At 65.1% G+C, this 14,608-nt stretch carries 13 protein-coding genes and 1 tRNA gene; 12 read left to right on the forward strand and 2 right to left on the reverse strand.

The window, feature by feature from the left end:
• Positions 1-13 precede the first annotated feature (13 nt).
• Together ACN0RC_RS11410 and ACN0RC_RS11415 are read left to right on the forward strand one after the other, a co-directional pair.
• Positions 14-1,756, forward strand: coding sequence for a DEAD/DEAH box helicase (locus ACN0RC_RS11410; RefSeq protein ID WP_417511806.1), 1,743 nt, complete (start codon positions 14-16; stop codon positions 1,754-1,756).
• A gap of 115 nt (positions 1,757-1,871) precedes the next feature.
• Positions 1,872-2,972, forward strand: coding sequence for a VIT1/CCC1 transporter family protein (locus ACN0RC_RS11415; protein ID WP_417511808.1), 1,101 nt, complete (start codon positions 1,872-1,874; stop codon positions 2,970-2,972).
• Positions 2,973-3,044: 72 nt separating this feature from the next.
• Here the strand turns inward: ACN0RC_RS11415 and ACN0RC_RS11420 are convergent.
• A tRNA-Leu gene (locus ACN0RC_RS11420) sits at positions 3,045-3,127 on the reverse strand.
• A 110-nt stretch (positions 3,128-3,237) separates the two neighbouring features.
• Between ACN0RC_RS11420 and ACN0RC_RS11425 the strand changes: the two genes are divergently transcribed.
• Positions 3,238-4,533 carry a M20/M25/M40 family metallo-hydrolase gene (locus ACN0RC_RS11425; RefSeq protein WP_417511810.1) on the forward strand — a complete coding sequence of 432 codons (1,296 nt, stop codon included), beginning with the start codon at positions 3,238-3,240 and terminating at the stop codon, positions 4,531-4,533.
• A 33-nt stretch (positions 4,534-4,566) separates the two neighbouring features.
• Entirely contained in the window at positions 4,567-5,394 is an 828-nt protein-coding gene (locus ACN0RC_RS11430) for an undecaprenyl-diphosphate phosphatase (RefSeq protein WP_417511812.1), read from the forward strand.
• On the opposite strand, the gene ACN0RC_RS11435 is transcribed toward ACN0RC_RS11430, so the two are convergent.
• Positions 5,391-6,245: a PAC2 family protein gene (locus ACN0RC_RS11435; protein ID WP_417511814.1), complete on the reverse strand. Its 855-nt coding sequence runs from the start codon at positions 6,243-6,245 to the stop codon at positions 5,391-5,393. The two genes, ACN0RC_RS11430 and ACN0RC_RS11435, sit on opposite strands and share 4 nt — an antisense overlap.
• A gap of 92 nt (positions 6,246-6,337) precedes the next feature.
• Here ACN0RC_RS11435 and ACN0RC_RS11440 point away from each other — a divergent pair, with 92 nt between their 5' ends.
• The 8 genes from ACN0RC_RS11440 to ACN0RC_RS11475 all read left to right on the forward strand — a co-directional run bounded on the left by ACN0RC_RS11440 (position 6,338) and on the right by ACN0RC_RS11475 (position 14,601).
• Positions 6,338-7,027, forward strand: a complete 690-nt coding sequence (locus ACN0RC_RS11440) for an HAD family hydrolase (RefSeq protein ID WP_417511816.1) — start codon at positions 6,338-6,340, stop codon at positions 7,025-7,027.
• Complete coding sequence (locus ACN0RC_RS11445) at positions 7,024-8,040, forward strand: tRNA (adenine-N1)-methyltransferase (protein ID WP_417511818.1); 1,017 nt, start codon at positions 7,024-7,026, stop codon at positions 8,038-8,040. The genes ACN0RC_RS11440 and ACN0RC_RS11445 overlap by 4 nt, the downstream gene beginning before the upstream one ends.
• 10 nt (positions 8,041-8,050) lie before the next feature.
• Positions 8,051-9,025 (forward strand): FKBP-type peptidyl-prolyl cis-trans isomerase, encoded by a 975-nt coding sequence (locus ACN0RC_RS11450; protein ID WP_417511820.1) that lies wholly within the window; start codon positions 8,051-8,053, stop codon positions 9,023-9,025.
• The gene (locus tag ACN0RC_RS11455) at positions 9,025-10,017 is read left to right on the forward strand and encodes a helix-turn-helix transcriptional regulator (protein ID WP_417511822.1); all 993 of its coding nucleotides are present in this window, start codon (positions 9,025-9,027) and stop codon (positions 10,015-10,017) included. Before ACN0RC_RS11450 ends, ACN0RC_RS11455 begins: the two co-directional genes overlap by 1 nt.
• Entirely contained in the window at positions 10,017-11,006 is a 990-nt protein-coding gene (locus ACN0RC_RS11460) for a helix-turn-helix transcriptional regulator (protein ID WP_417511824.1), read from the forward strand. Before ACN0RC_RS11455 ends, ACN0RC_RS11460 begins: the two co-directional genes overlap by 1 nt.
• A gap of 33 nt (positions 11,007-11,039) precedes the next feature.
• On the forward strand, positions 11,040-11,303 hold the full coding sequence (gene tatA, locus ACN0RC_RS11465; RefSeq protein ID WP_417511826.1) for a Sec-independent protein translocase subunit TatA: 264 nt from the start codon (positions 11,040-11,042) through the stop codon (positions 11,301-11,303).
• 62 nt (positions 11,304-11,365) lie between these two features.
• A complete protein-coding gene (tatC, locus tag ACN0RC_RS11470) occupies positions 11,366-12,127 on the forward strand; it encodes a twin-arginine translocase subunit TatC (RefSeq protein WP_417512091.1) in 762 nt (253 codons plus the stop codon).
• Positions 12,124-14,601 (forward strand): DEAD/DEAH box helicase, encoded by a 2,478-nt coding sequence (locus ACN0RC_RS11475; protein WP_417511828.1) that lies wholly within the window; start codon positions 12,124-12,126, stop codon positions 14,599-14,601. The genes tatC and ACN0RC_RS11475 overlap by 4 nt, the downstream gene beginning before the upstream one ends.
• The last annotated feature ends 7 nt before the right edge of the window (positions 14,602-14,608 follow it).

Genomic DNA, 14,608 nt, shown 5'->3' on the forward strand with positions numbered 1-14,608 from the left:
TACCCTTGGACTGATGCTCTCTCCTTCCTTCCCTCAGCGCGCCCCATGGGGGACGGCGGACAAGCTCCGCGCATGGCAGAGGGAAGCGCTTGACCTGTATTTCGTGCGTGATCAGAGAGATTTCCTCGTCGCGGCGACGCCGGGCGCAGGCAAGACGACGTTCGCGCTCACTCTCGCTGTCGAACTGCTGCGAATGGGTGAGGTCAACCGCATCATCGTGGTCGCGCCGACTGAGCACCTGAAGACGCAGTGGGCGGATGCTGCGGCGCGTGTGCACATCCGACTCGACCCGCGTTTCCGCAACAGCCACTGGGCCCCATCGCGTCAGTATCACGGGGTCGTGGTCACCTATGCGCAGGTCGCCGCGAAGCCGTCGGTGCACCGCCACCTCACTGAGGACGCGAAGACGCTGGTGATCCTCGATGAGGTGCATCACGGTGGTGATGCACTCAGCTGGGGCGATGCGATCCGTGACGCCTACGGTCCGGCGAAGCGGCGGCTATCGCTGTCCGGCACGCCCTTCCGCAGCGACACCGCTCCGATCCCGTTCGTCACCTACGCGCCAGATGAATCGGGCGGCCGAGTGTCGTCGACGGACTACGCCTACGGCTACGGCCGCGCTCTGGCCGACGGCGTCGTGCGCCCGGTGCTGTTTCACATGTACTCCGGGAAGATGCGCTGGCGCACCAGTGCCGGAGACGAGCTGGAAGCGCATCTCGGTCAGGACAATACGAAGGATGTCACCTCTCAGGCGTGGCGCACTGCCCTCGATCCTGAGGGCGAGTGGATGCCGGCGGTGCTGTCGGCCGCAGACAGACGACTGACGGAGATCCGACATCACGTGCCGGATGCCGGGGGACTGGTGCTCGCCACCGATCAGACGGTCGCCCGTGCGTACGCGAAGATCCTGCACAGCCTCACGGGGCAACGGCCCACAGTGGTGCTCTCCGACGATGCCGCAGCATCCGAGCGCATCGAGAGGTTCAGCCAGAACGACTCTCGCTGGATGGTCGCCGTGCGCATGGTGTCCGAAGGCGTAGACGTGCCGCGGCTCGCCGTCGGTGTCTACGCCACGTCGTCGTCGACACCGCTGTTCTTCGCACAGGCCATCGGCAGGTTCGTGCGCGCCAGACGTCGTGGCGAGGCCGCGAGCGTTTTCCTGCCGAACGTCCCCGTGCTGATGGGGCTGGCCAACGAGCTCGAGAAGCAGCGTGACCATGCCCTTGACCGTCAGACTAAAGACGATGACGGGCTCGAGGATTCTCTGCTCGAGAGCGCCAACCGCGAAGAAGAAGCATCCGACGCGCTCACCCAGGAGTTCAGCTATCAGGCGATCTCCTCACTCGCGCACTTCGACCGTGTCGTGTTCGAAGGACAGGAATTCGGGCAGCTGGCGGAACCCGGCACTCCGGAAGAGGAGGAGTTCATCGGCATCCCAGGACTCCTCGAGCCGGAGCACGTGCACGAGCTGCTCATGCAGCGGCAGTCTCGTCAGTCTCGCCTGCGGGAGGCCCGAGAGGCTCAGGCTGGCCCTGAGGCCGTCACGACGCTGCCGCAGCCGCTGCACCGCACGCTTCGTGAGCAGCGTCAGCTGCTGAACAGCCTGGTCGGCCTGTACGCGCGTCAGGCAGGGGAACCGCACGGCGCCGTCCATGCTGAACTTCGTCGCATCTGCGGTGGTCCTGCTGTGGCGCAGGCGACGGTGACCCAGCTGCAGTCTCGGATCGACGTTCTGCGCAAGCGCGTCCGCTCGTGAACGCAGGGGCTCCTTAGGAACCCCGAAATGCTGACAATCCGAGCTTTTCGCGCGGTCGGCGACAGATGCGCAAGTACGGTGGAACTCGCCCGAAATACCCCGAACCGGAGGACTCATGAGCGCGCCGGCCACCCCCGAGCCGACCGAAGCAGATCGACGTCGCTGGGCGCGCTACCTCGTTGAGGAGCGCGCAGAGGGTCTCGTCTACCAGAAACTCGCCTCCCGTAAGAGCGGTGAAGAGCAGGAGATTCTGCAGAACCTCGCGGACGCCGAACGGCGCCATGAGCAGCACTGGCTCGATCTGCTCGGGGAGGAGCCTGCACGGCTTCCGCGCGCAGGGTTTCGCTCGCGTCTGCTCGGGTGGATGGCGGGGCACTTCGGATCGATCTTCGTTCTCGTGCTCGCACAGAGTGCCGAAGCCAGGTCACCGTACGAGACCGAGAAGTACGCGACTCCCGCGATGCGGGCCGACGAGAAGATTCACTACGAGGTCGTTCGCGGCCTTGCAGCACGTGGCAGGCGACGGCTTTCCGGCTCGTTCCGTGCTGCGGTGTTCGGTGCTAACGACGGCCTGGTGAGCAACCTCGCCCTCGTGCTCGGTATCGGTGCAACTGGCGTCGCACCCGGGTTCGTTCTGTTCAGCGGGATCGCCGGGCTTCTGGCGGGAGCACTCTCGATGGGAGCGGGGGAGTTCGTCTCGGTGCGATCGCAGCGCGAGCTGCTTGCGTCCACTGAGGCGAATGAAGATGCGGCGATCTCCGCCGGCGATCTGGACATTGACGAGAACGAGCTCGCGCTCGTCTATCGGGCCCGAGGCATGGACCAATCCGAGGCGCTGGCACGTTCCCGCAGGGTCATCGCTGCCGCCCAGGAAGGGGCGCGGCGCAGCGTCACCGGGCCGCTCCACACGCACGCAGGCGCCACCGATCACGACATCATCGGCAGCGACTGGACCGCCGCGCTGTCGAGCTTCTTCCTGTTCGCTTCCGGGGCGATCATTCCCGTGCTGCCGTGGATCTTCGGACTCGAAGGGCTCACCGCTATCCTCGTGGCCCTTCTGCTGGTCGGCATCGCGCTGTTGGCGACGGGAGCGATGGTCGGCGTTCTCTCTGGCGGTCCACCGCTGCGGCGTGGTCTGCGGCAGCTGGCGATCGGCTTCGGCGCGGCTGCGATCACCTACGCGCTCGGACTGCTCTTCGGCGTCGGGGTGGCCTGACCACCACCCCGCGTGGCGCGAGACCTTGAGAGCACGAAAAAGGCCCCCATCTCTGGGGGCCTTTTCTCTATGTGCGCGGAGGGGGACTTGAACCCCCACGCCCTTGCGGGCACTACGACCTCAACGTAGCGCGTCTACCATTCCGCCACCCGCGCAGGTGGTGAAGGTCGTTGCCGACCGAAGAGAAACATTACCAGGTTTCCTAGGTGCGCTCGAACCAGAGTGCGTCCCGGGCGTGCCGCCCGCGCTTCGATAGCCTGGAGCCATGTCTGAGCCACAGCATCCGGAAGTCGTGCGTATCGCGCAGGACCTCATCCGTTTCGATACGTCCAACTTCGGCGGTGGCAAGGCGAACGGCGAACGCGATGCCGCTGAGTATGTCGGCGCCTATCTCGAGAGCCTCGGCCTCAGTGCCACGTACTACGAACCGATCCCGCGGCGCACCAACGTCATGGCGCGCGTGCCAGGCCGCAACCCGAGCAAACCCGCACTCATCGTGCACGGCCATCTCGATGTGGTTCCTGCGATGGCCGAGGACTGGACGGTCGACCCGTTCGCGGGCGAGGTGCGCGAGGGGATGCTCTGGGGACGCGGCGCTGTCGACATGAAGAACATGAATGCGATGATCCTGACTTCGGTCGCTGACATCCTGCGGGCGGGCGAACAGCCTGAGCGCGACCTGATCCTCGCTTTCTTCGCAGACGAAGAGAACGGCGGAGTCGAAGGCTCCGCTCTGGTGGTCGAGAATCGCCCTGACTGGTTCGCCGGTGCCACCGAGGCGATCAGCGAAGTCGGCGGGTATTCGATCACGGTCGACGATCGTCGCGCGTACCTTCTTCAGGTGGGCGAGAAGGCCCTCATCTGGATCCGCCTCGTCGCGAAGGGTCGCGCTGGCCACGGTAGCCGCCTGCACGACAACAATGCCGTTGTGAAGCTCGCAGAGGCCGTTGCAGCGATCGGACGCACGCGCTGGCCGCTGCGGCTCACCCCGACCACGACAGCGCTCCTGCAGGGTTTGAGTGACCTCACCGGACGCTCCGTGGACGACCCGGACGCTCTTGCCGCGGCATCCGGCCCCGCCGAAGCGTTCTTGCGCTCCACGTTCCGCACGACGACGAACCCGACCATGCTCACCGCCGGGTACAAGCACAACGTCATTCCGGAGCGAGCCGAAGCCCTGATCGACGTGCGCGTCATTCCCGGAACCGAAGACGACGTGCTCGCAGAACTGCAGCAGATCGTCGGCGACGAGATCACGATCGAGACCGTCGTGCGCGATATCGGCATGGAAACGCCCTTCGAGGGGGATCTCGTTGACGCGATGGTCGCCTCGCTGGGGCGGCACGATCCCGGCGTTCCGGTGATTCCGTACCTGCTCGGCGCCGGCACTGACAACAAGGCGCTGTCGAAGCTAGGCATCACCGGGTACGGATTCGCACCGCTGCGGCTACCGGCAGATCTCGACTTCACAGGAATGTTCCACGGAGTGGACGAGCGCGTGCCCGTAGAATCTCTTGTCTTCGGTCAGCAGGTTCTGACCGATCTGCTGCGCTCGTACTGACGCATCTTCTCCGCACAACCAGAAGGCCCCTTCATGCATCTGCTCGAAGCGCTGTTCCTCGGCATCATCCAGGGACTGACCGAGTTCCTCCCGATCTCCTCAAGTGCGCACCTGCGCATCGTCGGTACCTTCACCGGCTCCGGTGAAGACCCGGGAGCGGCCTTCACCGCGATCACGCAGATCGGCACCGAGGCCGCAGTGGTGGTGTTCTTCTGGCGCGACATCACCCGAATCATCGGACACTGGTTCCGTTCTCTGACCGGCAAGCTGCCGCGCAATGACCCTGATGCCCGAATGGGATGGCTGATCATCATCGGCAGCATCCCGATCGTGGTGCTCGGGCTGCTTTTCCAAGACCAGATCGAGACTGTACTGCGCTCGATGTGGATCGTCGCGATCATGCTGATCGTGTTCGGCATTCTGCTCGGAGTCGCCGACTATGTGGGGGCGAAGCGTCGCAAGCTCGACCAGCTCACCTACCCGCACGGCATCCTCTTCGGCTTCGCGCAGGCTCTTGCACTGGTCCCCGGAGTATCGCGCTCCGGCGGCACGATCACGATGGGACTGTTCCTCGGTTACGAACGTGCAGCAGCGGCGCGTTACGCGTTCCTGCTGGCGATCCCTGCGGTGTTCGGAAGCGGCTTCTACCAGGTGTTCAAGAGCTGGGACGCACCTGACCAGTACTTCACGATGGGTGAGACGGTCGCGGCAACGGGCATCGCGTTCGTTGTGGCGCTCGGAGTGATCGCGTTCTTCATGAGCTGGATCTCCAAGCGGAGCTTCCTGCCGTTCGTGATCTACCGGATCCTGCTGGGCGTCACGCTGCTGATTCTGCTCGGAACCGGAGCGATCGCCGCTTAGCGCTTGTGGTCGCCGGGGCCATCGCCCCGGCGGCGCAGGTAGCGCTCGAACGCCTGAGCGATCGCATCCCCGGATGCTTCAGGCGAATCCCACGTGTCGCGGGTGCGCTCGAGCTGGTGGATGTAGTCCGTCATCTCTTCGTCATCCGCCGCGGCCGCATCGATCGATGCCTCCCAGGCGGCGGCATCTGTACGCAGTCGGTCACGAGGAATATCGACGTCGGTGAGCTCTTCAAGACGATCCAGCAGCGCCAGAGTCGCCTTCGGAGAGGGGGCAGCGGATGCGACGTAGTGCGGCACACTCGCCCAGAGGGTTGCGGTGGGGATCCCCGCCGTCTCAGCGAAGTGCTCGATCACACTGAGAATTCCGACAGGGCCTTCATACAGCGACCGCTCGAGCTCGAGAGCCTCACGCACCTCCTCGTTGGAGCTCGCGGAGAAGATCGAGATCGGCCTGGTGTGCGGCACGTCTGAGAGCATCGCGCCGAGCAGGATGATCCCGGTGACGTCATCGCGCAGCGCGACGTCGATGAACTCGTTCGCGAACGCCTGCCAAGTGCGGGCGGGCTCCACTCCGGTGAGCAGCCAGAACTCCGGCGCTCCCTCGGCTGGCGGGGTGCGCGGACGCCACAGCGCGGCTTCTGGCCATCGCAGCTCGCGGCGGCCGGTGGCGTCCATCTTCGACGCGGGTCGCGTGTACTGGTAGTCGAAGTAGAGTTCGGGGTCCACCGAGTGCGCGAGTTCGTATTCACCCGTTTCGCGCAGCATCTCGATCGCGCCGCTGGCCGCCTCTCCGGCATCGTTCCAGCCGTCGAAGGCGACCACGATGATGCGGTTTCCCAGTCCATCCATCCAGATCTCCCTTCGATGATGGAACGCAAGTACCCTTCAAGGCTAGTCTCGCACCGGGTCAGTGCGGCGCAACGCCCGGATAGCATGGACGGGTGAGTCAAAAGCCCCGCGCGGTCCTCTGGGACATGGATGGAACACTTGTCGACACCGAACCGTATTGGATGGCCGCGGAGACGGCGCTGGTGACATCGTTCGGCGGCGAGTGGACCCACGAGCAGGCGATGCAACTCGTCGGCAACGGACTTCATGAGAGTGCTCGCATCCTGCAGGCGGCCGGAGTCGAGATGCGGGCGGACGACATCGTCAACCGTCTCACTGATGATGTGCGTACCGCTCTGGCGACGCAGGGCGTCCCGTTCCGTCCGGGGGCGCAGGAGCTCCTGCGATCCCTGAAGGACGCCGGCATACCCTCCGCGCTCGTGACGATGTCCCTGCGACGCATGGCCCGCAGCGTCGTAGACCTGATCGATTTCGATGCGTTCGAGCACATCGTCGCCGGAGATGATGTCGACCACCCGAAGCCGCACCCGGACCCTTATCTGAAGGCCGCGGAGCTTTTGGACATTGATATCGCAGAGGCTTTCGTCATCGAGGACTCCGTCACAGGACTGCGTGCTGGGCTGGCATCCGGAGCCGTCACCGTCGGAGTGCCGCACATGCTTCCGCTCGACGGCGCTGGAGCCCACGAACTGTGGCCCACCCTTGCCGGCCGGACAGCAGACGATGTCGTCAGTGCATTCCGCTCCGTACGCGCAGGACAGCAAGAAGGAGCATCCCGATGAACGCATACGCACCCCGCGCGACCGGCCCTTTCCGTGAGGGTGAGCGCGTTCAGCTGACGGGACCGAAGAACCGTCTTCACACCGTCACCCTCGAAGCCGACGGCGAGATGCACACGCACCACGGCGTGCTCTTCCACCGTGACCTGATCGGACTCCCGGACGGCTCGGTGGTCATCAACAGCTCTGGGCACGAGTACCTTGCGCTGCGCCCGCTGCTGCGGGACTTCGCGATGTCGATGCCGCGTGGTGCCGCGATCGTCTACCCGAAGGATGCCGCGCAGATCGTGATGCAGGCCGACATCTTCCCTGGCGCGACAGTCGTCGAGGCGGGCGTCGGCTCTGGCGCGCTGTCACTCTCGCTTCTGAGAGCGGTGGGTCCCGAGGGGCGACTTGTCTCGTTCGAGCGACGAGAGGACTTCTCCGAAGTCGCCAGAGCGAATGTCGAGACTTTCTTCGGCAGCGCACCACAGACGTGGGAGATCGTCGTCGGCGATCTGCAGGAGGCGCTGCCCGAGACGATGCCGGCGGGCACTGTGGACCGCGTGGTGCTCGACATGCTCGCGCCCTGGGACGTCATGGATGCTGTAGCCGACGCTCTGACGCCAGGGGGAGTGGTGCTGTGCTACGTCGCCACCGCCACCCAGCTGTCGCGCGTGGCCGAGTACATCCGCGGCATGGAGTGCTTCACCGACCCTGACGCCTCCGAGACGATGGTGCGCGGATGGCACGTCGAGGGTCTCTCTGTGCGCCCTGATCACCGCATGGTCGCGCACACGGGCTTCCTGCTGACCGCGCGTCGCCTTGCACCGGGAACCATCGCTCCGGAGCTGAAGCGTCGCGCGTCGAGGTCGAGTTACGGCGACGGAGACGTCGAGGTGTGGACGCCAGGGGCCGTCGGCGATCGTGAGATCACTGACAAGAATCTGCGCAAGCGGGTGCGTGAGGCCACCAAGGCCGCAGAGGGTGCGCGTCAGGCCGCCGCGTCGCGCGACGCGGACGCGTCAGCGCAATAGACTGGAGCGCGTGCGTAAAACCTCAGCCGCTCTGGCCACTCTCGCTCTTGCCGCCGTCGCTCTGACCGGATGCTCCACCGCGCCTGCGTTCGATGGCGCGGCCTGCGAACGAGCGTCGTCTGCGAGCGGAATCGAAGACCTCGCGCACATCTCGGGCGATGTCGGCAGCGAACCCGATGTCGAGCTGTTCACTCCGATCGGTGAGGCCGCGAGCGCCTTCGGTGACGTGACCGTCGGAGATGGTCCGACGCTCACCTCCTCAACGCAGAGTGCGGTCTTCGAGTTCTCGCTGTTCTCCGGCAAGACTGGCAAGCCGATCGCGGGCACCGCCTACGACGAAGCCGCCGCACAGCTGGCCAGCGTCGGCTACTGGGCAGGCACCGTTCCCGCGTTCGGCGCGGCACTGGAATGCGCCACCGAGGGCTCCCGCGTGCTCAGCGTCGTCGCATCTGAAGATTTCGGCGCACAGAACCTCAGCGGCTTCGGCCTGGACCCCGATGAGCCCGTCGTCGCCGTGTTCGACGTCGTCAAGGTCTTCCCGAACCGGGCAGAGGGCTCTGTGCAGTACAACGATGCTGCCGGCATGCCCACGGTCGTGCGTGCAGCAGACGGCCGACCGGGCATCATCGTTCCAGACAGTGCTGCGCCCACTGACCTGAAGGTCCAGACGCTCATCAAGGGCGATGGCAAGAAGGTCGCGGCAGACGACACGATCCTGGTCAACTACACCGGCGTGCTCTGGGACGAACGCACGGTCTTCGACTCCTCGTGGGACCGGGGCGCTGCGACGTTCAACATGGCGGGAGTCATCCCGGGCTTCACCCAGGGACTGACCGGACAGACCGTCGGGTCGCAGGTGCTCATCGTCGCGCCGCCCGAGCTCGCGTACGGTGAGCAGGGCAGCGGTTCGGTGCCCGCGAACGCGACGCTCGTGTTCGTCGTCGACATCCTCGCGATCGATCCTCCGGCGTCAGCGCAGCAGTGATGGTAGTCCGGATCCCGCCTGAAGAGCGTCAGACGAATCTCGTCGTGGCGCTGATGGCCACGGAGATCGGGCTCACCAAACAGCAGATCCTCGACAACGTCTCGGGCTATCGCCAGCGAGCCGAGACCGGTGCTCGCGTCGATGCGCTCGAGAAGATGTTCGAGCGCGACAAGGACGAGCTTCGTGCTCTCGGCGTGCCGATCGAGACGATCGGCGACCCCAGCGATCCGCACGACCTCCGCGCTGCGCGATATCGGATTCCGAAGGCTGAATACGATCTACCAGCGGATATCTCGTTCAGCCCCGCAGAACTCGCGGTGCTTCAGCTCGCGGGGAGCGTCTGGAGTGCGGAGTCCGCATCGGCGGATGCTCAGGCAGGCGTGCGCAAGATCCGCGCACTCGGCATCGACGGTGATGAGCCGATCATCGGCTTCGCGCCGCGCATCACCACCAGGACGAGCGGCTTCGCACCTTTGCAGAAGGCGATCGAAGACTGTCGGGTGGTGAAGTTCGACTACCTCAAACCCGGTGAGCAGACGCCGCGCAGGCGCACCATGACGCCACTCGCGCTGCTGGATTTCGAGGCGCGCTGGCACGTTTACGGCATCGATCTGGATGCGGATGGCGAACGCACCTTCCTGCTCAGCCGCATCGTCGGTGACGTCGTCGTCACCACACAGACCTTCGCCCCGGAGCTGCGCGACGGTGCCGGTGATCGCGCGCTCCGCGGGCTGACCGAGGTTGCCGAGCGCAACACGGCTCTGTTGGAGATCACTCCCGGCACCGAGGCGGCCTTGCGGCTCGGCCGCAGAGCGCGACAGGAGAGCCAAGGGTTCAGCGTGCCGTTCGTCGACGTGCACATCTTCGCCGATGAGCTCGCGTCTTACGGTCCCGAAGTGCGTGTCGTCGAGCCTGCGGTGCTGCGGGATGCCGTGATCGAACGCCTTACCGCGATCGTCGCGCGTCATGCGGCAGCGGGAGCGGGGGAGTGATGGCCGAGAAGAGCAAGCCGTTGCTGGCGACCGACCGGGTTCGGGCATATCTCACACTCGTGCCGTATCTCCTCGAGCGCGGACAGGTGTCGCTGGACGAGGCCGCCCGGGAGTTCGAGGTTTCACCCACTGTGATGCGCGAGATGGTCGAGAAGCTCACGGTGATCGGCCTTCCCGGGGACAGCGGATACTGGCAGCAGCCCCATGAGCTGTTCGATATCAACTGGGACCTCCTCGATGACGAGGGCGTCATCGAGATCACCAATGATGTCGGGCTGAGGCGCGTGCCCCGTTTCACCGCGCGTGAGGCCGCAGCCCTTCTCGCGGGACTGCAGATGGTGGCCGCGGTGCCCGCGGTCTCCGACTCCGGTCTTGTGGCGGGCCTGCTGGCGAAGCTGGCCCGTGCCTCGGCGGATGTCCCGGCCGACGTGGTAATCGTCCCCGGCGCCGTCGACGAGGTGCGTGACGTGGTCGCGGCCGCATTGCAGGCCAGTGTGGCGGTCTCGTTCCGTTACCAGGCACCGGATGCTGAGCCGACGACGCGCACGGTCGATCCCGTGCAGGTGCTGATCACCAATGGGCAGTGGTACCTGCAGGGCTGGTGCCATCTGCGTGAGGCGATGCGCACCTTCCATCTCGATCGTGTCAGCGACCCTGAACTCACCGAGATCCCCATCTCCCATGCGGATGCGGTTGTCACGGACACCTTCGACTCGGCGGACCAGGACGTCGAAGTGACCGTGACGCTTCCTCGCCGTCTCGTGCCGCTGCTGGGTGATTTCGCGCACGCAGACAACACCGAGTTAGACGGCGATGACGCGCGAGTTCGCATCAGACTCTCGGATCCGCGAGGGATCAAGCGCGTCGCTGGTCGTTTCGGCGGATACCTCGAGGTGCAGGAGCCCCGGACCGCTCGCGTCGCAACGCGTGAGTGGGCGGAGGCTGGACTCGCTCTGTATCGACAGCCCGAATCGAGCCTCGGCAGGTAGACTGCACGGAGACTTCTATCCCTGGAGGGAACTATGGCTGGATTGACCGGTTGGCACCTGCTCGTACTTGTTCTCGTCATTCTTCTGCTCTTCGGCGCGGCAAAGCTGCCTGCGCTGGCCAAGAGCATGGGTCAGTCCGCGCGTGTCTTCAAGGGCGAGATGAAGGCCATGAAAGAAGATGACGGCACCCCCGCGCAGAGCGCACCTGAAGCGGCTCAGGCAACGACCGCATCCGAGGCTGGCACCAAGCCGGTGATCGATGGCGGTAACACCAACAGCAACAACACCACCGCCTGACCACGGTGACCGCGATCGACAAGCAGTCGGCCGCGGGTGATACACCACGCAGTGAACGCCGGATGTCGCTCGGCGCGCATCTCGTGGAGTTGCGCCGGCGGTTGATGATCTCCGCGGCGGCACTCGTCGTCGCGATGATATTGGGCTTCTTCCTCTCAGACCCTGTGATCTGGTTCATCACCGAACCGGTCCGGCGTATCGCCGAAGCGCGCGGCGACGACCTGGTCGGACTGACATTCTCGTCGGTGACCTCCCCCTTCGATCTGCGCATGCGCATCGCGTTCTCGCTCGGGATCTTCATCGCAGCCCCGATCTGGCTGTGGCAGATCTGGGCGTTCATCATGCCCGGTCTCACCCGCAAAGAGATGAAGTACACGATCGGCTTCGTCTCCGCTGCTGTGCCGCTCTTCTTCGCAGGCTGCTACGTCGGTGCGCTGGTAGTGCCGCACGTGATCGAGCTGATGGCCACGTTCACCCCAGAGGGTGCGAACAACCTCTTCGAGGCCAAGCAGTTCTACGACTTCAGCCTCAAACTCATGCTCGTCGTCGGCGTCTCGTTCGTGCTGCCCGTCTTCCTCGTCGCGTTGAACGTCGCCGGCATCATGAGCGGCCGCGCGATCCTCAAAGGCTGGCGCGTGGCGATCCTCATCGCCACGGTGTTCGCGGCCCTCGCGACTCCGGCAGCCGACGTCGTGAGCATGCTGCTGCTCGCCGGCATCCTTGTCGTGCTGTTCTTCGCCGCAGCGGGCCTGTCCATGCTGTTCGACCGGCGCAAGAACAAGCGCTTGAAGGCCGATGGGCTGTTGCCGGAAGCAGACATATGAGTTCCCCTTCGGAGCGTTACGCGGCAGCGAATGCCGCTGCGTCTCACCCCGAGACCGCGCGGTTCGCTGCCACGCAGGCGTTCGACCTCGATCCGTTTCAGGTCGAGGGATGCCACGCGCTCGAACGAGGACACAGCGCCTTGGTCGCGGCGCCTACGGGCGCAGGGAAGACGATCATCGGCGAGTTCGCGATTCACCTCGCGATGCAGACGCCCTCAGATAAGGCGTTCTACACGACCCCGATGAAGGCCCTGTCGAACCAGAAGTTCCGCGAGCTCGTCGAGGTGTACGGTGCGGAGAACGTCGGTCTGCTCACCGGTGACACGAACATCAACGGCAACGCCCGGATCGTCGTCATGACGACCGAGGTCCTGCGGAACATGATCTACGCGGGTTCCGCAGCGCTCAAGGATCTGCGCTACGTCGTGATGGACGAGGTCCACTACCTCGCAGACCGCTTCCGCGGCGCGGTGTGGGAAGAAGTGATCATTCATCTGCCGCCGAGCGTTCGGCTGGTGTCGCTGAGCGCCACCGTCTCGAATGCGGAGGAATTCGGCGACTGGCTCGACACCGTCCGCGGTGACACCGAAGTCATCGTCTCCGAGATCCGTCCTGTGCCGCTCGAGCAGCACGTCCTCGTGCGCAATGATCTGCTGCCGCTCTTCGATGACCGTGCCGGCGTCGCCACAGCGACGGTCAATCAGGAGCTGATGCGGATTCGTTCGTTCACCGGCTCTCGCTATGACAGCAACCGGCGCGCGCAGTCGTACAACAGTGCTCGGCAGTCGGGCGGTCGGCAGAGCCCTCGTCCCGAGCGGGGCGGAAGACGCCCCGTGCGCGCTGCCAATGCTCAGCGCATCGAGCGGATGGACCGCCCTGACGTCATCCAGCTCCTCGAGCGCACGAATCTGCTGCCGGCGATCTTCTTCATCTTCAGCCGAGTCGGCTGCGACGCTGCGGTGCAGCAGGTGCGCCGCTCAGGTATCCGGCTCACGAGCGCAGAAGAGCGCCGCGAGATCCGCGAGTACGTCGAAGAGCACACGCGCACGCTTCAAGACGAGGATCTGGGTGTCCTCGGCTATTTCGAATGGGTCGAGAATCTCGAGCGCGGCGTGGCGTCGCATCATGCTGGCCTTCTGCCCGCGTTCAAAGAGGTCGTCGAAGAGCTGTTCCGTCGCAAGCTCGTCAAGGTCGTCTTCGCCACCGAGACCCTTGCACTCGGCATCAACATGCCGGCGCGCACGGTGGTGCTCGAGAAGATGGAGAAGTTCAACGGTGAAGCGCGCGTCGCGATCACATCGGGGGAGTACACCCAGCTCACCGGTCGTGCCGGTCGTCGCGGCATCGACGTCGAAGGCCATGCGGTCGTGCAGTGGACAGAGGGGATGGATCCTCAGGCTGTTGCAGCCCTCGCCTCCAGGCGCACCTACCCGCTGAACTCCAGTTTCCGTCCGACATACAACATGGCCGTCAACCTCATCGACATGTTCGGCAGGCCGAGGGCCAGGCAGGTTCTCGAGTCGTCGTTCGCACAGTTCCAGGCTGATCGTGCCGTCGTCGGGCTCGCTCGCCAGGTGCGCGAGGCCGAAGAGTCCTTGGAGGGCTACGTCAAGGCGATGACGTGTGAGCGCGGCGACTTCTTCGACTATGCAGGCATCCGTCGTGAACTGAGCGATCTCGAGAAGAAGCACCGCCAGGATTCCCACGCTCCGCGGGTCGCACGCGATAAGCGGATGAAGAAGATCCAATCCTTGCGCACGCGCATGCAGCGCCACGGCTGCCACGGATGTCCGGATCGCGAAGCGCATGCGCGCTGGGCCGAGCGATATTGGAAGCTCAAGCGTCAGACTGACCGCACGCGCAAGCAGATCGAGAGCCGCACCGGCACGGTCGCGCGCGTGTTCGATCGCGTCGTCGAGGTCTTGGCAGCGCTGGACTACGTCTCGGGCACCGGTGACGACGTGGCATTGACGGATGCTGGACGGACCATGCGCCGGATCTATGGCGAACGCGACCTGCTGGTCGCCGAGTCGCTGCGACAGGGGCTGTGGGATGGGCTCGATGCACCCTCGCTCGCTGCGATGGCGTGCTGTCTGGTCTACGAACCGCGCAGGGACGAAGCGAACTCGGGAGAGCGCGGATTGCCGCGTGGTGCCTTCAGGGCCGCGTACGAGAAGACGACCACGCTGTGGTCCGAGCTCGACGATCTCGACCAGAACCACAGCCTGCCCGGCTCTGAGCCGCTCGCTGCGGGCCTTGCCGGCGCGATGCACGCCTGGGCGCGGGGTGCGCTGCTCGATCGCGTTCTCATCGATGCCGACATGGCCGCCGGAGATTTCGTCCGTTGGGCGAAGCAGACGATCGATCTTCTCGATCAGCTCTCGATCGTGGCTGAGGATCTGACTCTGGCGCGCACTGCACGGCAGGCGCTCGACGGCGTGCGCCGCGGTATCGTCGCCTATTCGGCGATGTGAGAATGGG

This window comes from Microbacterium sp. (assembly GCF_048259935.1).
Taxonomy (GTDB): Bacteria; Actinomycetota; Actinomycetes; order Actinomycetales; family Microbacteriaceae; genus Microbacterium.

Excerpts from the sequence above, each read along its gene's own strand:
- ACN0RC_RS11410 (WP_417511806.1), top strand. The coding sequence starts at position 14 with ATGCTCTCTCCTTCCTTCCCTCAGCGCGCCCCATGGGGGACGGCGGAC.
- ACN0RC_RS11415 (WP_417511808.1), top strand. The coding sequence starts at position 1,872 with ATGAGCGCGCCGGCCACCCCCGAGCCGACCGAAGCAGATCGACGTCGC.
- ACN0RC_RS11425 (WP_417511810.1), top strand. The coding sequence starts at position 3,238 with ATGTCTGAGCCACAGCATCCGGAAGTCGTGCGTATCGCGCAGGACCTC.
- ACN0RC_RS11430 (WP_417511812.1), top strand. The coding sequence starts at position 4,567 with ATGCATCTGCTCGAAGCGCTGTTCCTCGGCATCATCCAGGGACTGACC.
- ACN0RC_RS11435 (WP_417511814.1), bottom strand. The coding sequence starts at position 6,245 with ATGGATGGACTGGGAAACCGCATCATCGTGGTCGCCTTCGACGGCTGG.
- ACN0RC_RS11445 (WP_417511818.1), top strand. The coding sequence starts at position 7,024 with ATGAACGCATACGCACCCCGCGCGACCGGCCCTTTCCGTGAGGGTGAG.
- ACN0RC_RS11455 (WP_417511822.1), top strand. The coding sequence starts at position 9,025 with ATGGTAGTCCGGATCCCGCCTGAAGAGCGTCAGACGAATCTCGTCGTG.
- ACN0RC_RS11460 (WP_417511824.1), top strand. The coding sequence starts at position 10,017 with ATGGCCGAGAAGAGCAAGCCGTTGCTGGCGACCGACCGGGTTCGGGCA.
- tatA (WP_417511826.1), top strand. The coding sequence starts at position 11,040 with ATGGCTGGATTGACCGGTTGGCACCTGCTCGTACTTGTTCTCGTCATT.
- tatC (WP_417512091.1), top strand. The coding sequence starts at position 11,366 with ATGTCGCTCGGCGCGCATCTCGTGGAGTTGCGCCGGCGGTTGATGATC.
- ACN0RC_RS11475 (WP_417511828.1), top strand. The coding sequence starts at position 12,124 with ATGAGTTCCCCTTCGGAGCGTTACGCGGCAGCGAATGCCGCTGCGTCT.